Source organism: Arthrobacter sp. GmRoot5-12 (assembly GCF_059739365.1).
Window position 1 is genome coordinate 3365731 of the sequence record NZ_AP046056.1, and the last position, 22766, is coordinate 3388496.

The window sequence follows — 22766 nt, forward strand, 5'->3', positions numbered from 1 at the left end:
AAAAGTCAGCGTAGCTCCAAGTCCGCCGATATGGCATCAGGCGGCGGCGTCCAATGCGTCGAGGAGGGAGGCGGCAGCGGCGGCGGGATCGGAGGCCTCGGTGATGGCGCGCACCACCACGATCCTGCGCGCACCGGCTTCCGCCACCTGGTGGACGTTTCCGTGGTCAATGCCGCCAATGGCGAACCAGGGCACGGGGTCCGCCGCCTGCCGTGAGGCCTCGGCGGCATACTTCACCAGGTCAGTGCCCACGGCGGACCTGCCGGGTTTGGTGGGGGTTGCCCAGACCGGACCCACGCAGAAGTAGTCCAGCCCGGCTGGTCCGGCAGTTGCTGCCAGGGCGGCGTCCACCTGCCCGGTGGTGTGGCTGGAGAGCCCGATGGCGGCGTTGCCGTTGACCAGCGTGCGCGCCGCCGCCAGCGGCAGGTCCTTCTGGCCGATGTGGAACACCGGTGCCCCGGAGAGGACGGCGATGTCCGCACGGTCATTGACCGCCCACAGCTTTCCGTGCCGTACCGCGGATTCCTTCAGCACCGCCAGGAGGTCCAGTTCCTCGGCCGCCTCGATGGTCTTGTCGCGCAGCTGGATGATGTCCACGCCACCGGCGAACGCGGCGTCAACGAACTCCGCGAAGTCGCCGCGGTCCCGGCGCGCATCGGTGCAGAGGTACAGGCGGGCTGCCTTCAGGGCGTCGTTGTCCCGTGAATTGACGACTTCGGTGGCTGGAGCGTGGTGGCCGGCGGGAAAGGATGGGGTGGACACATTCATGCGTGCAAGCCTAGTTCCTCTAAACTGGGCTGGTACTGCGGGAGCCCGCGGCGGCTGTCACAAAGCGCCGGGCTGAGAGGGCGTCAGAGCCGACCGCTTGACCTGATCCGGTTAATGCCGGCGTAGGGAAGGAACCCACATGCGTACCCCCTTCACCCATCACCCCGGGTCCGCCCGCAGCTCCATTCCCTCCACCCTCCGGGCCGACGTTGCCGTCATCGGCGGGGGAGTGGTGGGGCACGGCATTGCCTGGGAGGCGCAGCGTTCCGGGCGCTCGGTGGTCCTCATTGATGACGCGCCCGGTACCGGCGCCAGCTGGGCGGCGGCCGGCATGCTGGCTCCCGTCAGCGAACTGCATTACCAGGAGGAAGAGCTCCTGGAACTGATGCTTGACGCATCATCGCGCTGGCCCGGGTTCGCCGCCGGGCTGGGCAGGGCAACGGGCGCGGATTCCGGATACCTGACGACGCCGACCCTCGCCGTGGGTGCCGACGCGGCCGACCGCCGGGCGCTGATGGACCTGCGCACAGTCCAGCAGGCCAACGGGCTGGCGGTGGAACCCCTGACCGTGCGGGAGGCCCGGAAGCGTGAGCCGCTGCTCAGCCCGGCCATTGCGTGCGCACTTGATACCCCGGCGGACCACCAGGTGGATCCCCGGCGCCTGGTGGCCGCCTTGCGGCTGGCCCTGGCCGGCGCGGCGCAGGAGCAGCCCCAGCTGGCGGTTGCCGGGGCAGTGGAAGGTTTTGCCGTGCCGGAGCGGGCAGCCGGGCTGCTGTGGGAGGGCGGAACGGTTTCCGGGGTCCGCCTGGCCGGCGGCGGCACGGTGCTGGCAACGGAGACCGTGGTGGCCAATGGCCTGCAGGCGGGGGCGCTTGACGGCCTGCCGGACGGCCTTGAGCTGCCGCTGCGGCCCGTGCACGGGGATATCCTGCGCCTTGCCGTTCCCCGCCACCTTCAGCCCTTGGTGACGTCAACGGTGCGCGGCCTGGTCCACGGCATCCCCGTGTACATCGTTCCCAGGCAGGACGGGACCGTGGTGATCGGAGCTACGCAGCGGGAGGACGCCCGCTCCGATGCCGTGAGTGCCGGCGGCGTCTACCAGCTGCTGCGGGATGCGCAGGCTCTGGTGCCCGCCGTCGCTGAACTCGAACTCCTGGAATGCACCGCCCGCGCCCGCCCCGGTACCCCTGACAACGCGCCGCTCCTGGGCCGGGTGCCGGCCGCTCCGGGCGCCGGGGGAGGACAGGCCGGGCACGTCCCCGGACTCATCATCGCCACCGGGTTCTTCCGGCACGGAGTCCTGCTCACTCCCGCCGCGGCGGCCATCTGCAGGGAACTGCTGGACGGCAGGGCCGATCCCCGCTGGGGTCCCTTCAGCCCGGACCGGTTTTCCAGGCCGGCAACGGCAGCAACAAGCCCCCACATCAAGGAGACTGCGTGAACATCACCCTTAACGGAAACCCGCACACGGTGGCCGACGGAGCTTCGATCACCACGCTGGTCAGCGAGGTCACCGGACGCCCGCTGGCGGACAACGGACAGGCGACCGACGGCGGGAAACTCGGCGTCGCCGTCGCGCACAATGCCCAGGTGGTGCCGCGCAGCCAATGGTTCGCCACCGCGCTCGCCGACGGCGACGACATCGAACTTGTTACAGCAGTACAGGGAGGCTGACGCCATGACCGAAACCAGCACCATCAACCCTGCAGGAAACGCCGGTGCCGGCGACGCCCTGGTGATCGACGGCGTCGCGCTGGGTTCCAGGCTCATCATGGGCACCGGGGGAGCGCCCAGCCTCGATGGCCTGGGCGCGGCGCTCCTTGCCTCCGGCACCGCACTGACCACCGTGGCCATGCGGCGCTACTCCACGGCTGAAACCGGCTCGCTGTTCCAGCTGCTGGTGGATCATGGAATCCGGGTCCTGCCCAATACGGCCGGCTGCTTCACGGCCAGGGACGCGGTCCTTACCGCGGAACTGGCCCGGGAGGCCCTGGAAACAGACTGGGTGAAACTGGAGGTCATCGCCGATGAACAAACCCTCCTGCCGGACGCCGTGGAACTGGTCGAGGCCACCGAGCAGCTGGTCAACCGCGGCTTCAAGGTCTTCGCCTACACCAACGACGATCCTGTGCTGGCCCTGCGGCTGGAGAACCTTGGAGCCACCGCCGTCATGCCGCTGGGTGCCCCGATCGGCACCGGCCTGGGGATCCTGAACCCGCACAACATTGAGCTCATCGTTTCCCGGGCCTCCGTGCCCGTGGTCCTGGATGCCGGCATCGGCACGGCATCCGACGCCTCCCTTGCCATGGAGCTGGGCTGCGACGCCGTGCTGCTGGCCACGGCCGTGACCCGCGCCCAGAACCCCACGCTCATGGGAGAAGCCTTCAAGCACGCGGTGATCGCGGGCAGGATGGCCCGGGCGGCCGGGCGCATCCCGCGCCGGGAGCATGCCCTCGCCTCATCCGCCATGGAAGGCCGGGCCGAGTTCCTCTAGGCATCGGCCATTCACTTAAAGGGCTGTGGCCACCACCCGCCTGGGTGGTGGCCACAGCCATATGCCTGGGAGCCTGCCAGCGACGGCTCAGCGCCGCAGGATCGCAGTGAGCCGTTCCGCATCATGGCGCGCCCGCGTACGGCCAAAATAGGCGACGGCGGCGATGGCGGCAGCAATGCCCAGAACGATGGGCAGGACCCAGGGAAGCCAGGTCAGCCCGGGCAGGTAGCCGAAACCGGCCGCCATCAGAATGATCCACACCAGCGCCGCAGCACCCGCGGCGACGCCGGCCGGAAGCGCCGCACCGTACTTGGCGTGCCGCTTGTCATTGGCCCAGACGACGAAGCCGCCGGCGACAGTGGCCAGCACCACGATGGACAGCGAAAGCATGGATCTCCTTGGAACCGGGGACTAGAACTGGCCGAAACCTACGCGCCGAACCTCTTCGGCACCGATTTCCACATAGGCCAGAGCGTTGCCCGGAACAATGATCAGGCGTCCTTTTTCATCCTTCAGGCGAAGTTCGTTGCCTCCGGTGATGGCTTCGCCAACAACCTTGGCCACAGTCTCCGCGTCCTGGTCCGATTCCAGCACGATCTCGCGGCCAACGTTTTGAACGCCGATCTTAATTTCCAAGGGGGCCTCCCAGCCTGTGAAGTTCGTCGATGATGTCTTATTTGTAGTCTAGGACTCTTTGGGGAAGCGAGAGATTCCGCGCCAAGCTAAACGGTAGATGAGGTCACTGGCCACGTTGAGGTCCAGGTTACCGTCCGTTTCCAGCCAGTACCGCGCGCTGACCTGCGCCATTCCGGCCAGTCCGCGGCCAAGGAGTTCGGCCTCGAGGTGGGGGAGCTTGGTGTCCTCGGCAATGACCCTGGCGATGGCGTCGGCGAAGGTCCGGTTGAAGGTTTCCAGCCTGGAGCTGACGTCGGGGTCGTTGATCAGGTCGGACTCGAACACCAGGCGGTGGGCCTGGTCGTCGCTGGCGATGAAATGGAAGTAGGCGCGCATGACGGCCTGGACCCGTTCATCGTTGTCCGTGGTGGAATTCAGGGCACCCAGCATCAACTCGGTCAGGGACGCAAGGTGGCTCTCGAGCAGTGCGAGGTAGAGTTCCCGCTTTGACGGAAAGTGCTGGTACAGCACCGGTTTGCTGACATGGGCGGTCTCTGCAATTTCATCCATGGCCGCGCCGTGGTAGCCGTTGGCCACGAACACCTCCTGGGCGGCGGCAAGCAGCTGTGCGCGGCGCTCATCCCGGGGCAGCCGGGCGGACCGATGGCCTGCGGGGCGGGAGGGAGTTTGCGGTTCGGCGGCGGGCGGGCGGTCAGCCCGTGCTTCAGGGACCACAGTTGTCCTTCTTTCCATTGCAGTTACCTTCACTTTACTGCGGGGTAATATGACCCGGCGGTATCCCGGGGCATACATTGAAGTATGGCTTCGTCTTTCACCGCAAATGTTTCAACCCATTCCCTGGATCCGCTGGTGGAACCGGCCGCCGGCCTCACCCCTGCCGAGGTTGAACGGTACTCCCGGCACCTGATCATTCCCGAGATCGGTGCCCTGGGCCAGCGGCGGCTCAAGAACGCCAAGGTGCTGGTGATCGGTGCCGGCGGCCTGGGCGCCCCGGCCCTGCTGTACCTGGCCGCGGCAGGCGTTGGAACCATTGGAATCGTCGACGACGACGTGGTGGACCTGAGCAACCTGCAGCGGCAGGTGATCCACGGCGTCAGCGACGTGGGCCGGCCCAAGATCGAGTCGGCACGCGATGCCATCGCGGAGCTGAATCCGCTGGTGGATGTCCGGCTGCACAACCTGCGCCTTGACGCGTCCAACGCCCTGGAGTTGTTCCGGGGGTACGACCTCATCCTTGACGGGGCCGACAACTTCGCCACCAGGTACCTGGTGAACGACGCCGCGGCCATCCTGGGCAAGCCCTACGTGTGGGGTTCCATCTTCCGGTTCGACGGCCAGGTCAGCGTGTTCTGGGAGAAGCACGGGCCCACCTACCGCGACCTGTATCCGGAGGCTCCCCCCGCGGGGTCCGTGCCGTCCTGCGGCGAGGGCGGTGTGTTCGGCATGCTCTGCGCTGCCGTGGGATCGCTCATGGTGACCGAGGCAGTGAAGCTGATCACCGGCGTCGGGCGTTCCCTGCTGGGCCGCGTGGCCCTCTTTGACGCCTTGGGCGGCAGCTGGCGGGAGATCCGGGTGTCGAAGGACCCCGCGGCGGAACCCATCACCGAACTCACTGACTACGAGGCTTTCTGCGGCATCGCTCCCGCCTCGCAGGCGGACACGGAACATACAGTCACCGCTACCCAGCTGGCCACCATGCTGGCGTCGCGGAAAGCCGGGCTCAAGGATTTCGAGCTGGTAGATGTCCGCGAAGCCGGGGAATACGACATCGTCCGGATCGACGGGGCCAAACTGATCCCGCAGGGACGGATCCTTGCCGGGGAGGCGTGGGACGAACTTCCGCAGGACCGGGACATCGTGTTCCACTGCAAGGCCGGCACCCGGTCCGCGAACGTGCTGGCAGCGGCACGGCAGGCCGGCTACCAGCGGGTCAGCCACCTTGACGGCGGGATCCTGGCCTGGGTGCGTGAGGTGGAACCCCAGAAGCCCGTCTACTGACGGGACGCTCCATCACTTCCCGCGCCCTTTTGGAGTACGCCCCATCACTTTCCAGAAGAAAGTGATGGGGCGTTGCCGTAAATAGTGCAGGTAGTGATGGGGCGTGGTCAGGCGGTTTCGCGGCCCTGGTGGTCCACCGGGCATTCGGCCTCGACGGCGGCAGGGGCGGCGGTGGCGGGCTGTTCGACAGTGATGCCGTACAGGGCCTCCAGCGCAGCAACGTAGTCGTCCTGTTGGCCGTTCGCAGCGAGTTCGCGGGCGCGGACCGTGGGTACGTGCAGCAGCTGCTTGACCATGCGGCGGAGGGCGAACTCGACTTCCTCGGCGGCGGCGGTGCAGCCGTGGCGGGCACGGACCTTTTCCATCTCCGCGTCCAGGACGTTCATGGTGTGGCGCCGCAGGGCAACGATGGCTGAATCGACGGAGCGGGCTTCACGCTCCTGCTCGAAGGCCTTGGCGGCACCCTTCACGATGCCGCTGGCCTGGGCCAGCGATTCCGCCTGTTCCTGCGGCGCGGCCAGGCGGACTGATTCCAGGGTGAGCAGTTCCACGCCGTCCAGCTCGCCGACGGCGGGGTCGAAGTCGTGGGTGAGGGCAAGGTCGATGGCGATCAGGGGCTGCGGCGAATCGGCGCGCACCTGGGCGAGCTCGTCGGCTTCGACCCGGGTGTCCGACCCACTGCACCCGATCATGACGTCCGCAGCCGCCACTGCGGACCGCAGCGAGTCCACGTCCAGGGCGGTCCCGCCGCGCGAGGCGACAAATCCTTCGGCCCGGCCGGACGAGGAGTAAACGGAGATGTCCGTGCAGCCGCGTTCACGCAGCAGTGCCATGGTGGCCCCGGCGTAGGCGCCGGTCCCGAACAGCACAACCTTCTTGGTTGTCCAGTCCGGGTTTTCGGAAAGATCGGTGGCAAGGTCCAGTGCCACCGAGACGATGGACAGGCCGCGGGAACCGAGCGCCGTCTGCGCGCCAACATCCTTGGCTGTCTTGGAGGCGGCCTGGAAAAGCCGGATGAGGCCGGCGCTGGCAGTGCCGTCGTGCTGGGCGGTAATCAGTGCCCGCCGCACCTGGCCGGCGATTTCGCGTTCACCCACGACGGCGGAGTCCAGTCCCGCGCTGACGGCGAACAGGTGCTGGGTCACCTCGGGTCCGGTGCGTGTGCTGAAGGAACGTGAGACGAGGGGTTCGGCCAGTCCGCTGGCCTCGCTGATCCGGGCCACGAGTGCCGCCCGGGCTGCTTCGACGTCGTTGGGGTTGGCAGCTTCGCCGTAGATTTCGTAGCGGTTGCAGGTGGCCAGCACCACTGCCCCTGCCACGGCGGGGGATTCGGTGAGCGCGGATGCGGCAATCCCGGAGGAACCGTTGCTCAACTGAGCAACGGTTTCAAGGTCGATGTCGGCGTGTGTAGCCACCAATGAGAAAAGAACCACAGCAGACCAATCATAGCTTTTTCGTTGCCTGGTAGAACAACCACCGGAAAGGATAACCGCCACATTCCACCGTGATCCGCGCCACCTCCCCCTGGCCCGCGTTGCCAGCGACAGGTTGTCGTTATCTTTTGCAGCTCTTTTTCGGCACAATCAAAAGCATGACTCCTAGCCCTGCCGTCTCCGCTGCCGGCGCCCTTGCCGCAGACCATCCACTGATGGACGGCCGCACAGCGGATTCACCGCTGATCACGGCCTACCGCGGAGGCAAGCCGTCCCGCCGTCCCGTCTGGTTCATGCGGCAGGCGGGCCGGTCGCTGCCGGAATACCTTAAGGTGCGCGAGGGCATCGCCATGCTGGACTCCTGCCTCCGGCCGGAGCTGGCCTCCGAAATCACGCTCCAGCCCGTACGCCGCCACGATGTGGACGCGGGCATCTTCTTCTCGGACATCGTCATCCCGCTGAAGCTCGCCGGCGTGGGCGTGGACATCGTTCCCGGGGTGGGCCCGGTCCTTGACATGCCGGTGCGTACGGCGGCCGACGTTGCCGCCCTGCCCCAGCTCACCTGGGAAGCCCTGGAACCCATCCGCGAAGCCGTCCGCCTGACCGTGGCCGAACTGGGCAAGACGCCGCTGATCGGGTTTGCCGGCGCACCGTTCACCCTGGCCGCCTACATGGTGGAAGGAAAACCCAGCCGTGACCACCTCGGCCCGCGGACCATGATGCATGCGGATCCGGAGACGTGGACCGCCCTGGCCAACTGGGCTGCCGATGCCTCGGGCATGTTCCTCCAGGCCCAGCTGGAGGCAGGCGCGTCCGCCGCCCAGCTCTTTGACTCCTGGGCGGGTTCGCTGGGACTGGCCGATTACACCAAGTACGTTGCACCGGCGTCGGCCCGCGCCCTGGACCATGTCCGCCACCTCGGGGCTCCGCTCATCCACTTCGGCACCGGCACCTCCGAACTTCTCGTTGCCATGCGCGACGTGGGTGTGGATGTGGTGGGCGTCGACTACCGGCTGCCGCTCGATGAGGCCAACCGCCGGCTGGGTGGAACCGTCCCGCTGCAGGGAAACATCGACCCCGCACTGCTGGCGGCTCCTTGGGACATCCTCGAGGCCCATGTCCGCGAGGTCATCGCCGCCGGCTCCGCCGCCCCCGGCCACGTCCTGAACCTGGGACACGGAGTGCCGCCCGAAACCGACCCGGACGTCCTGACCCGGGTGGTGGAGCTCATCCACTCCATCTCGCCGGAGTAGCCACATGGGCAGTTCTGCGGCGAGGCCCGGCACGGCACTGGTGGTGGGCGGCGGAATCTCCGGGCTGCTGTCCGCCCGGGAACTCGCCGCGGCCGGCCACGAGGTGACGGTCCTGGAGGCGGGCCCGGCGTGGGGCGGCTGCGTGGGCAGCCACACGGTAGCGGGCCTCACGCTGGACAGTGGCGCCGAGTCGTTCGCCACGCGGTCCGACGCCGTCGCGCGGCTGTGCGCAGAACTTGGCCTGGGCGCAAGGATCGTTCCGCCCCGCCCCGGAGGTGCGTGGGTGCAGCTTCCGGATGGTGCCCGCGAACTTCCCAGGACCGGCGTCCTGGGCATCCCCGCCAACCCCTGGGATCCTGAAGTCCGGCGCACCCTGGGTACCTTGGGCTCGCTGCGGGCCTCCCTGGACAGGCTGCTGCCCGCTTCCGTGGGCGCCGGTGCGGGCGTCACCAGCGTCTCCGCGCTGGTCAGGGCCCGGATGGGTTCGCGGGTGCTGGAGCGCCTGGTCTCGCCGGTGGTGGGCGGCGTCCACTCCGCAGATCCCGGGCTGCTCGACGTCGACATGGTGGCTCCAGGGCTGCGGGCAGGGTTGCGCCGGCACGGTTCCCTCGCTGCCGCGGTTTCGGCCCAGCGGCGCGGGGCCGGTGAGAATTCCGGGGCAGCCGGCGCCGGCACCCCACTCCAGCCCGGCCAAGCAGGAAAACCTGCCAAGGCCGGTTCCGCCGTCGCGGGCCTCGAAGGCGGCATGCACACCCTGGTGGAGGCACTGGTGGAAGATCTCAGGCGACGGGGCGTCGCCCTGCTGGCGAACACCGCTGCCACCTCTGTATCCCGCACCCCTGAAGGCTGGCTGGTGGAGGCCGACGGTGCAGCCTTCCGCACCGCCCTGCTGGTGGTGGCCGTGGATGGCCCGGCCGCCGTCGGACTGCTGGAACATGCCGTCCCGCTGATCGCAGGGAAGAAGCCTGCGTCCGGACCTGACGTCAAGCTGGTCACCATGGTCCTGGACAAACCGGACCTTGACCGGCGGCCCCGGGGGACAGGAATCCTGGTGGCCCCGCAAACGCCGGGCATCGAGGCAAAGGCGCTGACGCATGCAACGGGCAAATGGGACTGGCTGGCGGCTGCTGCCGGCCAGGGACGCCACGTGGTGCGCCTTTCCTACGGCTGGGTGGACGGCGCTTCGGTGCACCAGCCTGCCGGACCGGAAACCGATGACGAGCTCTTCGCAGCCGCCCTGCGGGACGCTTCCGCTCTCCTGGGCCTCCAGATCGCCGGCGGGGACGTGCGCGGATGGGACGTTGTCCGATGGCGCGGCTCGCTGCCGTTCGCAGCCGTGGGGCACCGCGCCCGGGCAGCAGAGATCCGCCAGGCCTGCACCGCCGCCGGTGGCCTGGCTGTCGTGGGCGGCTGGGTGGCCGGAAACGGCCTCGCCGCCGTCGTTGCCGACGCACGTGAGCAAATCGGCCAATTAACCGCCGCCTAGGCATCGGTGCTGGTCAGCCCGGCGCGTCGGGTTCTTGGCAGTATCCACCCGCACACCCCGCGGCCCTTCCCGGTTTTCAATCGGCCATCCGTTCTGGTTAGGGTCGATGACTATGGTTCAACACAGGTCCGAGCTTTCCATGTCCCGGACCGGTATCCATGGGGGACTCCGACGCGGTACTGCAGCCGCTGCGTTCGGAGCGGTACTGGTTCTTTCCACCGGCGTGCAGGCGTCCTTGGCTGACGACGCGGTTCCCCCTCCTCAAGACTCCCCAGCGCAGGCGTCCCCGGCCGGAACGGCCGCGGACGGTTCAACTGCCACCCCTCGTGGCAAGGTTCCGGCCATCCCTGCCGTGCCGGGAGCATTGCTGCCGGCCGTGAAGGCGTCGCTCGCACCCGGTTCGACGACGGCGACGGCACAGGCCACAGCGCAGGCTTCGATGACGGGACTGCCGCTACCGGACGTCCCGCTGCCCACAGTCTCCGGAACGCCTTTGGTGACCGGCGGCCCGACCACCTCGACTGCGGCGCCGGCCGGCGGAGCATCCTCCACGGCAACCCGACCAGGATCCGGCACCCAACCGGGGCCCACCTCAGCCACCGCGCCAGGGGTTGCCCCCGCGGCCGGTACCTCCCCGGCGGGGGGCGCCCCGGCCCCGACGCCTCCCTCGCCTGGAACAGAAGCGGCAGGCCAGGCGTCCGGTTCACAGGATGCCGTAGCAGCCCCCGGCGGGGCGGCAGGTACCGCCACCGGTGGAGAGGCCGGTGGAGATGCGGCCGGCCCGGCCGCGAGTGGGGGAGCGGTTGCGCCTTCTCCCACCCTGCCCACGTCGCTGCCCACCGCGCTGTCCATCAATGCACGCCAGTCCCAGCCCACCCGGGTTCCGCAGGCTGCCGCTGCACCCGCGGGCCCGGGCCGCGCCGTTTCCTCCACCGGCCCCCTGCCGGACATGCCGGATGCCATGGTGTGGCTGGGCGCCGGACTGGTTGGCGTGGGTGCCGCCGCCGGGTTGGTCTTCCTGCGCATGCGCCGCCCCTGAGGATGCGGCGCCGGAAGCCCTCCACGGCAGGCAAACGTGACTTTGCTCACTTCTACGAGTTGTAGAACTCTTCGGTTTCGCCTTGGGGGCAGCGAAGGGGCAAACTTGTAACCATGAGCCACACTTCTGCCGAATCTGTCACTAAAACCGAAGAATCAGCCGAGCAGTTCTTTACCCTCTGGACGGTATTCAAGCGGTCAGAGTCAGTGGTCCGCAGCGCCGATGCCGCCGCCGACTTCGAAGCGCTGCTGGAGCGGCTCGCCGCGGCCGGCGTCACGCACCGGGGCAGCTACGACGTCTCGGCCATGCGCGCCGACGCCGACGTCATGGTGTGGCTCCACGGCCCCAAGCCCGAGGCGCTGCAGCAGGCCATCCGCGACATCCGCCGCAGCCCCCTCTTCGCGGGCACGGAGATCGTGTGGTCCGCCATGGGCGTCCACCGCGAGGCGGAGTTCGCCAAGAACCACACGCCCGCCTACTCGCGGGGCGTCGCTCCGGCCGAGTGGCTGTGCGTCTACCCGTTCGTGCGCTCCTATGAGTGGTACATCCTGCCGGAGGCCGAGCGTGGCAAGATGCTCCGCGACCACGGCCTGCTGGGCAGGGACTTCCCCCAGGTCATCTCCAACACCGTCTCCTCCTTCGCCCTGGGGGACTGGGAATGGATCCTCGGCCTGGAAGCACCCGAACTGGTGGACCTCGTGGACCTGATGCGCCACCTGCGCGCCACGGAGGCCCGCAACCATGTCCGCGAGGAAGTTCCGTTCTACACCGGACGCCGGATCACCGCCGAAGAAGTAGCAGAGGTGCTCGCATGAACCCGCTCGACCCCACACTTGCCACCGCCGTGAACCCCGTCACCGAGGCCGGGCGCATGGCCCCCAAGAATTACGACGCCGTCCTGCTCGCCTCCTTCGGCGGTCCGGAAGGCCAGGAGGACGTCATCCCGTTCCTCCGCAATGTCACGCGCGGCCGGGGGATCCCGGACGAGCGGCTCGAGGAAGTCTCGCACCATTACCGCGCCAACGGCGGCGTTAGCCCCATCAACCAGCAGAACCGGGAACTCAAGGCAGCGCTGGAAGCCGAACTGGCTGCCCGCGGCATCGACCTGCCCGTGCTGTGGGGCAACCGGAACTGGGCGCCGTACATCCCCCAGACCCTGCAGGAAGCGTACGACGCCGGCCACCGCCGGGTGCTGATGCTCACCACGAGTGCCTACTCCTGCTACTCCAGCTGCCGCCAGTACCGCGAGGACATCGGCATGGCCCTGACGGAGACCGGCCTGGACGGCCGGCTGGAAGTGGACAAGGTCCGCCAGTACTTCGACCACCCCGGTTTCGTGGAGCCGTTCGTCGAGGGAACTGCCGCAGGACTGGCCGATGTCCGCGCCAAGCTTGCCGACGCCGGAAGCCCCGACGCGCCCGTCCATATCCTGTTTGCCACCCACTCCATCCCTACCCGGGATGCTGAGGCCGCGGGGCGGTCCGAGGGTGAGCCGCGTGAGTTCGAGGAAGGGTCCGCCTACGTGGCGCAGCACCTGGCCAACGCCGCGGCCGTCATCGGGCGGGTCCAGGATGAAACCGGCCTGACGGCACCGTGGTCCCTGGTGTACCAGTCCCGTTCGGGCGCCCCGCACGTGCCGTGGCTGGAACCGGACATCAATGACGCCATCGAGGAACTCGCCGGGCAGGGCGTCAAGGGCATCGTCATCGTCCCCCTGGGCTTTGTCAGCGACCACATGGAAGTTGTCTGGGACCTGGACACCGAGGCCATGGAAACGTGCGCAAACCTCGGCCTTGCGGCCACCCGCGTCCCCACCCCCGGTACCCACCGCACGTTCGTTAATGGACTTGTGGACCTCATCTGCGAGCGGACGGTGGCCAACAACATCAGCGACCGTCCCGCCCTGACGGATCTTGGCCCCTGGTACGACGTCTGCCGCCCGGGCTGCTGCGCCAACTTCCGCGGCGAAAAACCCACGATTGCAGGAGCCGACACCACCGTGGGCACGGGGCATGACCCTTATCCCTCGGGGGATGCCGGCGAGACGGCGCAGCCGTGACGGTCCGGATTGGAACCCGCGCCAGCAAACTGGCGCTCACCCAGACCCAGCAGACCGCGGACCAGCTCGCCGCCGTCGGGGGTTTCCCGGTGGAACTGGTGCACATCCGCACTGACGGTGACGTCCTCACCGGGTCGCTGTCCCAGATGGGCGGCACGGGCGTCTTTGTTGCGGCCCTGCGCGACGCGCTGCTGCGCAGTGAGTGCGACGTCGCCGTCCATTCGCTCAAGGACCTGCCCACCGGTGCGGCCGTAGGACTCAGCCTTGCCGCCACGCCGCGCCGGGTGGACGTCCGCGACGTCCTGTGCGCCCGCGATGGGTTCAAGCTGGCCGACCTGCCTGCCGGAGCCCGGGTCGGCACCGGGTCGCCCCGCCGCGCTGCACAGCTGCGGGCGGCCCGCGCCGACCTGGACATTGTCGACATCCGCGGCAACGTGGACACCCGCCTGGGCCGTGTTCCCGGCCTGCCAGGCAACTCCACTGACCAAGTGGTCCCCGGGAAATCCTGCGACCTGGACGCCGTGGTTCTTGCTGCCGCCGGCCTTGAGCGCATTGGCCGGCTGGACGCCGTCACCGAGTACCTCGAAACGGACGTGATGCTGCCCGCGGCCGGACAGGGATCACTGGCCATCGAGTGCCGTACTGCCGACGCGCCGCCCAAACCGGGATCGGATGAAGGATCCCGTGAGGTCCTGGCCCAAGCCCTCGCTGCCCTGGACGACCCCGACACCCGCCTTGCCGTGACGGCAGAGCGCGCCCTGCTGGCCCGGCTCGAAGCAGGCTGTGCAGCCCCGGTAGGCGCCTATGCCTACCGGAAGGGCAGCATGCTGCACCTGGAAGCCGTGGTGTGCGCCGTCGATGGCACCGCAACGGTCCGGGACAAGCGCGCCACGGACGGACTCACGGAAGTCGGGGCCACCCTGCTGGGCATCGAGCTGGCCGAAGCGCTGCTTGCCGCCGGAGCCGCCGACATCGCAGACCTGCAGGCGTCCTGACCCGGCGATGACGCAGCCTTCCCGCAGGTCCGGACCGCAGATTCCACCCAGCCAATCCCTGCTGGGCGGAGCCCGCGTCCTCGTCACGCGCAGCCCGGAGCGGTCCGGTGCCCTGGTGGAGGCCCTGGCCGGAGCCGGCGCGACGCCGGTGCTGCTGCCGCTCATCGACTTCGAACGGGCCCCGGACCAGCACGCGCTCGACGTCGCCTGCGACGCCCTGGCGGCAGGGGCCTTCGACTGGCTGGTGGTCAGCAGTGCCACTACCGTGCATGTCCTGATGGAAAAGGCCGCCGAGCGTGGCCTTGGCCTGGGCCAGTTGGTCCCCTCCGGTACCCGGATCGCCGCGATCGGCCCCGCCACGCGGAGGCTGCTGTCGGCGGGCGGGCTGGAACCCGCCCTCACCCCCGCCGGCGAACAGTCGGCCGCCGGCCTCCTCGCGGTATGGCCCGGCGGCGGCAGGATCCTGCTGCCGCAGGCGGACATCGCAGCCGGCACACTGGCAGAGGGCCTCGCTGCCGCAGGCAGCGCCGTCACCGCCGTAACGGCCTACCGCACCGTCGACTATCCGGCGGCAGCCGACCGCAGGCTCGCCGTGCAGCCGGAAGACGGCGACGCCGGCCAGCACCCGCCGTCGTACTCCCTCCTGACGCCCGAAACGGCCGCCGCGGACATCGCCGAAGGGCGCATAGCGGCCGTGATCGCCGCCTCGCCGAGCGCCGTACGCCGTATTTCCGCCCTTGGTCCCCTGGGCGGCTGCCGGCTGGTGGTGATCGGCCGTTCGACGGCGGACCAGGCTGCTGCCCTGGGCCTGGACGTGGCTGCGGTGGCGGCTGAGCCCACACCGGACGGGCTGGTGGCGGCCGTCGCGAAGGCCCTCAACCCGCCCTGACCGCCCCGCCCCGGTATGCCCCCTCAAGCTTCAAGAACAACGCGAAGGACAGGACCCATGACTTTCCCCAACCAACGCCCCCGCCGCCTGCGCACCACCCCCGCCATGCGCCGGCTGACCGCCGAAACCCGCCTCTCGCCGGCGGAACTCATCCTTCCGGCCTTCATCCGCGAGGGACTGACGGAACCCAACCCCATCACTTCCATGCCGGGGGTGGTCCAGCACACCACCGACACGCTCAAGCGGGCCGCGGCGGAGGCCGTTGAGCTCGGCCTGGGCGGCATCATGCTCTTCGGCATCCCGGAAACCCGTGACGCCGAAGGCTCGGCATCACTCGACCCGGAGGGAGTGCTGAACAAGGCCATCCGGGACGTCCGCGCCGAAGTGGGCGATGACCTGGTGGTCATGAGCGATGTGTGCCTGGACGAATTCACCGACCACGGCCACTGCGGAGTCCTCGACGCCGACGGGTACGTGGACAACGACCGCACCGTGGAGATCTACGCCAGGATGGCCGTTGCACAGGCGGAGGCCGGCGCGCACATGCTGGGCCCCTCCGGCATGATGGACGGCCAGATCGCCGCCATCCGGTCGGCCCTGGATCAAGCCGGATATGCCAACACCTCCGTCATCGCCTACGCCGCCAAGTACGCCTCGGCGTTCTACGGGCCGTTCCGCGAAGCGGTGGACTCACAGCTCAAGGGCGACCGGCGGACCTACCAAATGGATGCCGGCAACCGCACCGAAGCCCTCCGCGAGGTTGAACTGGACCTCGCCGAGGGCGCGGACATCATCATGGTCAAACCGGCCATGAGCTACCTGGACATCGTGGCCGACGTTGCCGCGATGAGTCCCGTCCCGGTGTCCGCCTACCAGATTTCCGGTGAATACGCCATGATCGAGGCCGCCGCCGCCAACGGCTGGATCGACCGCCGCGCAGCCATCACCGAGTCCGTCCTGGGCATCCGGCGGGCCGGGGCCCACATGGTCCTCACGTACTGGGCCGCCGAACTGGCCGGCTGGCTGAAGGAAGCCCGGTGACAGCCGGGCAGGCCGCGGAACCCACCGCGCCGGTGGGGGAGGACCGCATCCTCCTCGGCCTGAACACCTTCGGTGACGTTGGCGAGGCTCCGGACGGCAGCCAGCAGCCGCACGCCCAGGTCCTGCGCCAACTGCTGGAACAGGCGGAACTTGCCGACGCCGTCGGGCTCCATGCCTTTGGCGTGGGTGAGCACCACCGCAAGGACTACGCGGTGTCAGCGCCGGAAGTCTTCCTGGCCGCCGCTGCCGCCCGCACCACCCGCATCCGGCTGGGCCCCGCCGTAACGGTCCTGAGCTCGGATGACCCCATCCGTGTCTTCCAGCGCTTTTCCACTGTGGACGCCATTTCGAACGGCCGCGCCGAAGTGATGCTGGGGCGCGGATCCTTCATCGAATCCTTCCCCCTGTTCGGCCTGGACCTGGCCGACTATGAGGTCCTGTTCGAAGAGAAACTCGAGTTGTTCGACAAGGTCCGCGCGCAAAAGCCCGTGCACTGGGAAGGCCGCACCCGGCCCGCGCTGCACGGCCTGAGCGTCTATCCGCCCCTGGAGCACCACCTGCTGCCCACGTGGATCGGGGTGGGCGGAACACCAGAATCGGTGCTGCGCTGCGCCCAGTACGGCTATCCCATCATCTTTGCCATCATCGGCGGCCAGCCGCGCGGCTTCCGGCCGCTTGCCGACCTCTACCGGGAGGCGATGGCCAAGTACGGGCACCCCATGCAGCAGATGGCCACGCACTCGCCCGGGCACGTGGCCGACACCGATGAGCAGGCCCGGGAAGAACTGTTCCCGCACTGGCTGAAGCTGCGCAACAAGCTCGGCGCCGAACGCGGATGGGGACCGGCCGGCCGGGGAGAGTTCGATGCCCTGTGCTCCGCGGAAGGCGCCCTCTACGTCGGATCGCCGGAAACGGTGGCCCAAAAAATCGTCCGGCTCAAGCGGAACCTGGGTGTGGACCGCTTCGACTTGAAATACAGCAACGGACCGCTGCCGCACGCGGCCATGATGCGTTCAATCGAACTGATGGGCACCGCGGTGGCGCCCCGGGTGGCAGAGCTGCTCGCCGGCTGACTGCGCTTCCGGCTAACTGAGAGAATAGAAACCATGACTTCCAGCAATCCTCGCAACGAGGCACTCTTCGACCGCGCCCGCCAGCTGATGCCGGGCGGAGTCAATTCGCCGGTCCGGGCTTTCGGCTCCGTCGGCGGGACGCCGCGCTTCATGGTCTCCGCCAAGGGGCCCTACCTGACCGACGCCGACGGCAAGGAATACGTGGACCTGGTCTGCTCCTGGGGCCCGGCGCTGCTGGGGCACGCCCACCCGGCCGTGCTGGATGCCGTCCACGCCGCCGTCGACCGCGGCCTCTCCTTCGGCGCTTCCACCCCGGACGAAGCGAACCTGGCCGAAATCGTGAAGGAGCGCGTCCCCGCCGTCGAGCGCCTCCGCATGGTCTCCACCGGCACCGAAGCCACCATGACGGCGGTCCGGCTGGCCCGCGGGTTCACCGGCCGCAACCTCATCATCAAGTTCGCCGGCTGCTACCACGGCCACCTCGATGGACTCCTGGCCGCTGCAGGCTCCGGCGTGGCAACCCTCGCCCTGCCCGGTTCCGCCGGCGTCACGGAAGCCACCGCCGCCGAAACCCTGGTGCTGCCCTACAACGACCTCCAGGCCGTCAAGGAAGCCTTCGCCACGCACGGATCCAATATCGCGGCCGTCATCACCGAAGCGGCGCCCGCCAACATGGGTGTGGTCACCCCCGCCGAAGGGTTCAATGCAGGGCTTTCCCGGATCACCCGCGAGCATGGCGCGCTGCTCATCGTCGACGAGGTCCTGACCGGTTTCCGCACCGGCTACTCCGGCTACTGGGGCCTCACCGGAGGCGCGCCGGATGCCGAGGACCCCTGGACTCCGGACCTGCTCACCTTCGGCAAGGTCATCGGCGGCGGAATGCCGACGGCGGCACTGGGCGGACGTGCCGACGTCATGGACTACCTGGCCCCCACCGGCCCGGTCTACCAGGCCGGAACGCTTTCCGGGAACCCGGTGGCCATGGCGGCAGGGGTGGCAACCCTGACGCACGCCACGCGGGACGTTTATTCCTTCATCGACGTCCGGTCCCTCGAACTGTCCTCCGCGCTGTCCAACGCCCTGGATGCCGCCGGGGTAGACCACTCCATCCAGTTCGCCGGCAACCTGTTCTCGGTGGCCTTCGGAACCTCGGCCCACGGCGTCCACAACTACGCCGACGCCCAGGCCCAGGAGGCGTTCCGCTACGCGCCGTTCTTCCACTCCATGCTGGAGTCCGGCGTGTACCTGCCGCCGTCGGTCTTCGAGGCCTGGTTCCTCTCCGCCGCGCACGACGATGATGCCATGAACCGGATCTACGACGCCCTTCCCGCGGCAGCCAGGGCCGCAGCCGCCGCCCAGGGGTAGGAACAGCGAAAAGGCGCGTCCCGGCGTCGTGAACCTGCCGCCGGGACGAAAAATCCCCGCCTTCCGGACAAATCCCACTGCATGCGAGGGGAAAGTCCGGGAAGCGGGGATTTTCTGTCTGTGCGTGCCTTCGGCCCTAGAGGACGTCCGAGAGGAAGCCCTTGAGCCGGTCCGTCTTCGGGTCGGTGAAGAGCTGCTCCGGCGGACCGGACTCCACAACAACACCGGCGTCCATGAACGTTACGGCGTCGGACACGTTGCGGGAGAAGCCCATTTCGTGGGTTACCACCACCATGGTCATGCCGCCCTTGGCGAGGTCCGCCATCAGCGACAGCACGCCCTTGACCAGCTCCGGGTCCAGGGCAGAGGTTGCCTCGTCGAAGAACATGACCTCCGGCTTCATGGCCAGCGCACGGGCGATGGCCACGCGCTGCTGCTGGCCGCCGGAGAGGTTGGCCGGGCGGGAATCGGCCTTATGCCTCAGGCCCACCAGGTCCAGCTGCTCCAGTGCCTCACTGCGCGCCTCCTCCTTGGAGAGCTTGCGCAGCTTCCGCAGGGCCAGTGAAACGTTTTCCTCCACCGTCTTGTGCGGGAACAGGTTGAACTGCTGGAACACCATGCCGATCCGGCGCCGCAGCTCGTCCGGGTTGTCCTTCAGGACTGACCGCCCGTCCAGCAGGATGTCCCCCTGGTCCGGTTCGATCAGGCGGTTCATGACGCGCAACAGCGTGGACTTGCCCGAACCCGACGGTCCAATGACGGACGCCGTGGTGCCCTGGGGAACGTGCAGGTCGATGCCCCGCAGGACGTGGTTGCTGCCGAAGGAAAGGTGGATGTTCTTGGCGCTCAGTGTTCCCGACGCAAATTCGCTCATGCCTGGGCTCCCTTTCCAACGACCGCTGCGGCCTCGTCCGGTTCTTTCTTTTCGGGCCTGCCGGTGCGCAGCCGGGCATCGATCCAGTTCACGAAGTGGGTCAGCGGGATGGTCAGCGCCAGGTAGAAGACGGCTGCCGCCACGTAGGGCGACAGGTTGCCGGTGGTGGCCGCCGCATCCTTGCCGATCTGGAAGATCTCGCGCTCACTTGCCAGCAGTCCCAGGAGGAAGACAAGGGATGATTCCTTGATCAGCGCAATGAACTGGTTGACCAGGGCCGGAAGCACCCGCCGGATGCCCTGGGGCACCACTACAAGGCGCATGGACGCACCGTAGCCGAACCCCAGGGCGCGGGAAGCCTCGAGTTGTCCCTTGTCGACGCTCTGGATGCCGGAGCGGAAGATCTCGCCGATGTAGGCGCCGGACATCAGCGAAAGCGCCGCGACAGCCATCGGGTAGGGGCTCGTGGAACCCGTGAATTCGCGGACGATCGGCCCGAACCCGAAGCCGATGACCAGGATGGTCAGGACCGGCGGGAGGCCGCGCAGGATGTCCGTGTAGATCCGCGCGACCCAGCGCGCTGCTGCGTTCCGGGAGATCCCCATCAGGGCGAGCAGCATCCCCAGGGCTGTCCCGATGATGCCCGAGATGATGGCCAGCACGAGGGTATTCGGCAGGCCGACGGCGAACATCTTGGGGATGACTTCGCCCATCGCCTTCCAGTCAAGGAAGGTGTCAGCGAGTTGCTTGAGGATATCCATGGAACGCCCTGGTTACTTGGCGGCCGGGATCTGGACGGCCTTGCTGCCCGGCTTCCAGCCCTGCGGGGTCTGTTCAGCGGCGGTGGGGCGGTCCTTGTACCACTCGGACGTCAGCTTGGCCCAGGTACCGTCCGCGATGACCGCGTCCAGGCCGGAGTTCAGGGCGTCGATCAGGGGCTGGTTGTCCTTGTTGACGGCGTAGGCGGTGAAGTTCTGGGTGTTCACAACCTTCTCGGCGATCTTGGTGTTGTCGCCTTCCTTGACCTGACCGGTTGCCTGCTGGGAGGGTGCCACCCAGGCGTCAATCTGGCCGTTCTTCACGTTGCCGTACACGGTGTTGTAGTCCGGGAAACGGACCGGCTCCAGCTTGAGGGTGTTGGTGACGTAGTCGTCCTGGACGGTGCCCTGGACGACGCCGATCCGGACGCCTTCCTTGAGGTCGGCGAAGCCGTTGACCTTGGAGCCGTTCTTGGTCACCACAGCCATGTAGCCGAAGTCGTAGCCGTTGGTGAAGCCAACGGTCTTGCGGCGGGCGTCGGTGGTGGAGATCGAGGAGGATCCGACGTCGAACTGCTTGTTGGCCACCTGGGACAGCAGGGCCGAGAAGTCGGTGGAGGCGAACTCAACCTTGAGGCCCAGCTTGTCGGCAATGGCGCGCAGCAGCTCGTTGTCGTAGCCGGTGAACTTGCCCGAAGGGTCGATGAAGATGTTGGGCGGGGCGTCCGAGAGGGTTCCCACGCGCAGGGTGCCCTCGGTGATGAGGCCCAGCTTGGTCTTGTCGATCTTGTCCACCGGGGTGACGTTGGCGGTGGTGTACTTGTCCAGCGTCTGCTGGTCGCTGCCGGCGAGGGCATCGGTGGGGGTGCCGCTGGGCTGGGAAGACCCGCCGCCGCAGGCTGCGAGGGAAACCGCGAGGGCAAGTGCAACGGGAGCGGTAGTGAGCCACTTCATCGCTTTGATTTTCATCAGGTTGTCACTTTCATATGAGTCATAAGTCGACCGGGCCGCAAGGCAGCGCTGTGGCGCCTGGCACCTGCCCGGTGCTGGTCGAGCCGTCCCGGGCAGGGGTGACCGCAAAACTTTATTGTCTCACTAGCGTGAAGTGAGGGTCCTTGCCGAAGAAGCGCGAGCCCAATCTCGGTTCTGCCAAATGAAATTCTGCCCTTTATGAGGAAGTTGGAGCAGCTTGCGCGCGGTTACCCTCTTCCGGTGAAGGATGCAGGTGCAGAGACTCCCCGGTTTGTGAAGCAGCATGACTGTGACATGCCTCCCAGTTTGGAGTGGCGCGGCTGCGCCTAGAAGCCACCTGCGGTTGCATCCTGCGGCGGCAGCACCGGCCAGTCGCCCTCGATCACGGCGGCCGGCTTTGTCTTTCGGAGGTACCCCTGGAAGTCCGCCGCCTGGCTGACCGCCCAGTCCACCTGCAGTTGGTGCAGCTGGCTTGCCGGCATCACCAGCTTGGGGAACTTGCCCGCCATCGCATCGAGGACCCGCAGGGTGGCAAGCGCATCCGCGGCCGAAGTGTGGGCATTGTCCAGGACCACGCCGTACTCCTCGCACAATGCGGTGAGCGTGCGCTTGCCCTTGCGGAACCGGTCAACCTGCTTGTTCATGATGTAGGGGTCAAGGACCGGGAAGCGGCTGAGCTGGGGAATCCCATAGCGGGCGGATTCAGCGGCAAGGACCGTGAAATCGTAGCTCGCGTTGAACGCGATCACCGGGATGGCGGAATCGAAGAGCTCCTGGAGCACCGCGGCGACTTCACGGGTGACCTCGTGCGCCGGGCGGCCGTCCCGCCTGGCCTGTTCGGTGGTGATGCCGTGGACGTCACTTGCCTCGGTGGGGATTTCCACGCCGGGATCAGCCAGCCACTCGTGTTCCTTGATGATCTGGCCTTGGTGGTCCACCACGGTGATTGATGCGGTGACGATTCTTGCCGCCCGCGAATTGCGGCCGGTGGTTTCCAGGTCGAAGGCTGCGCGGGGAAGGGTGTTCCAGGAACTCATGCTTCAACGCTAAAGGGACCCACTGACAAATCCGTGGAACGCCACTGCGGCTAGATTGGATCAATGCGGAATGAGTACGTCCAAGCGGTCCTTGCCGTCGTAAGGCTGGTACCGCCAGGGTCCGCAGTGTCGTACGGGGATGTGGCCGAGCTCCTGGGTTCGGGCGGACCGCGCCAGATCGGTTCCGTCATGAGCCACCATGGCGGCGGCGTTCCCTGGTGGCGCGTCCTGAAGGCCAGCGGCCACGCGCCCGAGGGGCATGAGGCCGAGGCCCTCCTCCTTTACCTTGAAGAGGGCACCGCGCTCCTTGGCGACTTCAGTTCGTACCTCCGGACCGGGGAGGGCCGGTGGCGGGTTGACCTGGCGGCCGCCCGCTGGGCACCCACGGAGAGTGATTTTGACAGTATCGACGCAATTGCCGGGCAACTTGAGCGCAGCCTCCACAGATTGTCGGTGGCTGATGATGGAATGATTTTGTGACCGTAACAATTCCTTTGACCGGCCCCTGGGACCCGCACCGGCAGGCGCCGGGGGCAGGCCAGCCCCACACGGGGCAGGAGCAGGCTTTTCCCGACGCAGGGACCCCGGACAGCGGC

Annotated in this window: 24 protein-coding genes and 1 riboswitch; of the genes, 15 read left to right on the forward strand and 9 right to left on the reverse strand. The window is 67.9% G+C overall.

Going from position 1 to position 22766, the window contains the following annotated elements:
* Positions 1 to 36: 36 nt before the first annotated feature.
* Complete coding sequence (gene thiE, locus AC6JAM_RS15595; RefSeq protein ID WP_134163764.1) at positions 37 to 768, reverse strand: thiamine phosphate synthase; 732 nt, start codon at positions 766 to 768, stop codon at positions 37 to 39.
* 27 nt (positions 769 to 795) lie between these two features.
* A riboswitch (TPP riboswitch) is annotated at positions 796 to 914 on the forward strand.
* Between thiE and thiO the strand changes: the two genes are divergently transcribed.
* From thiO to AC6JAM_RS15610, 3 genes are all read left to right on the forward strand, one after another.
* The gene (thiO, locus tag AC6JAM_RS15600) at positions 908 to 2209 is read left to right on the forward strand and encodes a glycine oxidase ThiO (protein WP_224084007.1); all 1302 of its coding nucleotides are present in this window, start codon (positions 908 to 910) and stop codon (positions 2207 to 2209) included. It overlaps the preceding riboswitch by 7 nt.
* Positions 2206 to 2442 carry a sulfur carrier protein ThiS gene (gene thiS / locus AC6JAM_RS15605; protein WP_056394066.1) on the forward strand — a complete coding sequence of 79 codons (237 nt, stop codon included), beginning with the start codon at positions 2206 to 2208 and terminating at the stop codon, positions 2440 to 2442. Before thiO ends, thiS begins: the two co-directional genes overlap by 4 nt.
* Positions 2443 to 2446: 4 nt before the next feature.
* Positions 2447 to 3262, forward strand: coding sequence for a thiazole synthase (locus AC6JAM_RS15610; RefSeq protein ID WP_056394063.1), 816 nt, complete (start codon positions 2447 to 2449; stop codon positions 3260 to 3262).
* Positions 3263 to 3349: 87 nt separating this feature from the next.
* Here the strand turns inward: AC6JAM_RS15610 and AC6JAM_RS15615 are convergent, their stop codons facing one another.
* From AC6JAM_RS15615 to AC6JAM_RS15625, 3 genes are read right to left on the reverse strand one after another with little or no spacing between them, the layout of a single operon-like run.
* Complete coding sequence (locus tag AC6JAM_RS15615; RefSeq protein WP_018768574.1) at positions 3350 to 3652, reverse strand: hypothetical protein; 303 nt, start codon at positions 3650 to 3652, stop codon at positions 3350 to 3352.
* A 21-nt stretch (positions 3653 to 3673) separates the two neighbouring features.
* Complete coding sequence (locus AC6JAM_RS15620) at positions 3674 to 3898, reverse strand: DUF3107 domain-containing protein (protein ID WP_018768573.1); 225 nt, start codon at positions 3896 to 3898, stop codon at positions 3674 to 3676.
* A gap of 48 nt (positions 3899 to 3946) precedes the next feature.
* Complete coding sequence (locus tag AC6JAM_RS15625; protein WP_018768572.1) at positions 3947 to 4612, reverse strand: TetR/AcrR family transcriptional regulator; 666 nt, start codon at positions 4610 to 4612, stop codon at positions 3947 to 3949.
* Between the two features lie 84 nt (positions 4613 to 4696).
* Here AC6JAM_RS15625 and moeB point away from each other — a divergent pair, with 84 nt between their 5' ends.
* Entirely contained in the window at positions 4697 to 5896 is a 1200-nt protein-coding gene (gene moeB, locus AC6JAM_RS15630) for a molybdopterin-synthase adenylyltransferase MoeB (protein ID WP_056394059.1), read from the forward strand.
* 107 nt (positions 5897 to 6003) lie between these two features.
* On the opposite strand, the gene AC6JAM_RS15635 is transcribed toward moeB, so the two are convergent.
* Positions 6004 to 7329: a glutamyl-tRNA reductase gene (locus AC6JAM_RS15635; RefSeq protein ID WP_144599983.1), complete on the reverse strand. Its 1326-nt coding sequence runs from the start codon at positions 7327 to 7329 to the stop codon at positions 6004 to 6006.
* Positions 7330 to 7487: 158 nt separating this feature from the next.
* Between AC6JAM_RS15635 and hemE the strand changes: the two genes are divergently transcribed.
* From hemE to hemL, 10 genes are all read left to right on the forward strand, one after another.
* On the forward strand, positions 7488 to 8582 hold the full coding sequence (hemE, locus tag AC6JAM_RS15640; protein ID WP_043424792.1) for a uroporphyrinogen decarboxylase: 1095 nt from the start codon (positions 7488 to 7490) through the stop codon (positions 8580 to 8582).
* A 4-nt stretch (positions 8583 to 8586) separates the two neighbouring features.
* A complete protein-coding gene (gene hemG / locus AC6JAM_RS15645) occupies positions 8587 to 10068 on the forward strand; it encodes a protoporphyrinogen oxidase (protein ID WP_497935220.1) in 1482 nt (493 codons plus the stop codon).
* A 112-nt stretch (positions 10069 to 10180) separates the two neighbouring features.
* On the forward strand, positions 10181 to 11107 hold the full coding sequence (locus AC6JAM_RS15650) for a hypothetical protein (RefSeq protein WP_497935221.1): 927 nt from the start codon (positions 10181 to 10183) through the stop codon (positions 11105 to 11107).
* A 113-nt stretch (positions 11108 to 11220) separates the two neighbouring features.
* Positions 11221 to 11922 carry a hydrogen peroxide-dependent heme synthase gene (gene hemQ / locus AC6JAM_RS15655; RefSeq protein ID WP_018768566.1) on the forward strand — a complete coding sequence of 234 codons (702 nt, stop codon included), beginning with the start codon at positions 11221 to 11223 and terminating at the stop codon, positions 11920 to 11922.
* A complete protein-coding gene (locus AC6JAM_RS15660; protein WP_134163770.1) occupies positions 11919 to 13166 on the forward strand; it encodes a ferrochelatase in 1248 nt (415 codons plus the stop codon). The genes hemQ and AC6JAM_RS15660 overlap by 4 nt, the downstream gene beginning before the upstream one ends.
* Positions 13163 to 14161, forward strand: a complete 999-nt coding sequence (gene hemC, locus AC6JAM_RS15665) for a hydroxymethylbilane synthase (protein WP_018768564.1) — start codon at positions 13163 to 13165, stop codon at positions 14159 to 14161. The genes AC6JAM_RS15660 and hemC overlap by 4 nt, the downstream gene beginning before the upstream one ends.
* Before the next feature lie 7 nt (positions 14162 to 14168).
* Entirely contained in the window at positions 14169 to 15050 is an 882-nt protein-coding gene (locus AC6JAM_RS15670; RefSeq protein ID WP_497935222.1) for a uroporphyrinogen-III synthase, read from the forward strand.
* Between the two features lie 57 nt (positions 15051 to 15107).
* Positions 15108 to 16091 carry a porphobilinogen synthase gene (hemB, locus tag AC6JAM_RS15675; protein ID WP_018768562.1) on the forward strand — a complete coding sequence of 328 codons (984 nt, stop codon included), beginning with the start codon at positions 15108 to 15110 and terminating at the stop codon, positions 16089 to 16091.
* Entirely contained in the window at positions 16088 to 17164 is a 1077-nt protein-coding gene (locus AC6JAM_RS15680; protein ID WP_497935223.1) for an LLM class flavin-dependent oxidoreductase, read from the forward strand. Before hemB ends, AC6JAM_RS15680 begins: the two co-directional genes overlap by 4 nt.
* 33 nt (positions 17165 to 17197) lie before the next feature.
* The gene (gene hemL, locus AC6JAM_RS15685) at positions 17198 to 18529 is read left to right on the forward strand and encodes a glutamate-1-semialdehyde 2,1-aminomutase (RefSeq protein WP_018768560.1); all 1332 of its coding nucleotides are present in this window, start codon (positions 17198 to 17200) and stop codon (positions 18527 to 18529) included.
* Between the two features lie 136 nt (positions 18530 to 18665).
* On the opposite strand, the gene AC6JAM_RS15690 is transcribed toward hemL, so the two are convergent.
* The 4 genes from AC6JAM_RS15690 to AC6JAM_RS15705 form a co-directional block, all read right to left on the reverse strand.
* Positions 18666 to 19403, reverse strand: coding sequence for an amino acid ABC transporter ATP-binding protein (locus AC6JAM_RS15690; RefSeq protein WP_018768559.1), 738 nt, complete (start codon positions 19401 to 19403; stop codon positions 18666 to 18668).
* Positions 19400 to 20164 (reverse strand): amino acid ABC transporter permease, encoded by a 765-nt coding sequence (locus AC6JAM_RS15695; protein ID WP_018768558.1) that lies wholly within the window; start codon positions 20162 to 20164, stop codon positions 19400 to 19402. The genes AC6JAM_RS15690 and AC6JAM_RS15695 overlap by 4 nt, the downstream gene beginning before the upstream one ends.
* A gap of 12 nt (positions 20165 to 20176) precedes the next feature.
* The gene (locus AC6JAM_RS15700; RefSeq protein WP_018768557.1) at positions 20177 to 21130 is read right to left on the reverse strand and encodes an ABC transporter substrate-binding protein; all 954 of its coding nucleotides are present in this window, start codon (positions 21128 to 21130) and stop codon (positions 20177 to 20179) included.
* A 329-nt stretch (positions 21131 to 21459) separates the two neighbouring features.
* The gene (locus tag AC6JAM_RS15705) at positions 21460 to 22170 is read right to left on the reverse strand and encodes a 3'-5' exonuclease (RefSeq protein WP_134163776.1); all 711 of its coding nucleotides are present in this window, start codon (positions 22168 to 22170) and stop codon (positions 21460 to 21462) included.
* 63 nt (positions 22171 to 22233) lie between these two features.
* Between AC6JAM_RS15705 and AC6JAM_RS15710 the strand changes: the two genes are divergently transcribed.
* Positions 22234 to 22650: an MGMT family protein gene (locus AC6JAM_RS15710; RefSeq protein WP_018768555.1), complete on the forward strand. Its 417-nt coding sequence runs from the start codon at positions 22234 to 22236 to the stop codon at positions 22648 to 22650.
* The last annotated feature ends 116 nt before the right edge of the window (positions 22651 to 22766 follow it).

Bases quoted from the DNA above. Each gene is read 5' to 3' on its own strand.
- thiE (WP_134163764.1), bottom strand. From the start codon at position 768: ATGAATGTGTCCACCCCATCCTTTCCCGCCGGCCACCACGCTCCAGCC.
- thiO (WP_224084007.1), top strand. From the start codon at position 908: ATGCGTACCCCCTTCACCCATCACCCCGGGTCCGCCCGCAGCTCCATT.
- AC6JAM_RS15610 (WP_056394063.1), top strand. From the start codon at position 2,447: ATGACCGAAACCAGCACCATCAACCCTGCAGGAAACGCCGGTGCCGGC.
- AC6JAM_RS15615 (WP_018768574.1), bottom strand. From the start codon at position 3,652: ATGCTTTCGCTGTCCATCGTGGTGCTGGCCACTGTCGCCGGCGGCTTC.
- moeB (WP_056394059.1), top strand. From the start codon at position 4,697: ATGGCTTCGTCTTTCACCGCAAATGTTTCAACCCATTCCCTGGATCCG.
- hemE (WP_043424792.1), top strand. From the start codon at position 7,488: ATGACTCCTAGCCCTGCCGTCTCCGCTGCCGGCGCCCTTGCCGCAGAC.
- hemG (WP_497935220.1), top strand. From the start codon at position 8,587: ATGGGCAGTTCTGCGGCGAGGCCCGGCACGGCACTGGTGGTGGGCGGC.
- AC6JAM_RS15650 (WP_497935221.1), top strand. From the start codon at position 10,181: ATGGTTCAACACAGGTCCGAGCTTTCCATGTCCCGGACCGGTATCCAT.
- hemQ (WP_018768566.1), top strand. From the start codon at position 11,221: ATGAGCCACACTTCTGCCGAATCTGTCACTAAAACCGAAGAATCAGCC.
- AC6JAM_RS15660 (WP_134163770.1), top strand. From the start codon at position 11,919: ATGAACCCGCTCGACCCCACACTTGCCACCGCCGTGAACCCCGTCACC.
- AC6JAM_RS15670 (WP_497935222.1), top strand. From the start codon at position 14,169: ATGACGCAGCCTTCCCGCAGGTCCGGACCGCAGATTCCACCCAGCCAA.
- hemB (WP_018768562.1), top strand. From the start codon at position 15,108: ATGACTTTCCCCAACCAACGCCCCCGCCGCCTGCGCACCACCCCCGCC.
- hemL (WP_018768560.1), top strand. From the start codon at position 17,198: ATGACTTCCAGCAATCCTCGCAACGAGGCACTCTTCGACCGCGCCCGC.
- AC6JAM_RS15690 (WP_018768559.1), bottom strand. From the start codon at position 19,403: ATGAGCGAATTTGCGTCGGGAACACTGAGCGCCAAGAACATCCACCTT.
- AC6JAM_RS15695 (WP_018768558.1), bottom strand. From the start codon at position 20,164: ATGGATATCCTCAAGCAACTCGCTGACACCTTCCTTGACTGGAAGGCG.
- AC6JAM_RS15700 (WP_018768557.1), bottom strand. From the start codon at position 21,130: ATGAAAATCAAAGCGATGAAGTGGCTCACTACCGCTCCCGTTGCACTT.
- AC6JAM_RS15705 (WP_134163776.1), bottom strand. From the start codon at position 22,170: ATGAGTTCCTGGAACACCCTTCCCCGCGCAGCCTTCGACCTGGAAACC.
- AC6JAM_RS15710 (WP_018768555.1), top strand. From the start codon at position 22,234: ATGCGGAATGAGTACGTCCAAGCGGTCCTTGCCGTCGTAAGGCTGGTA.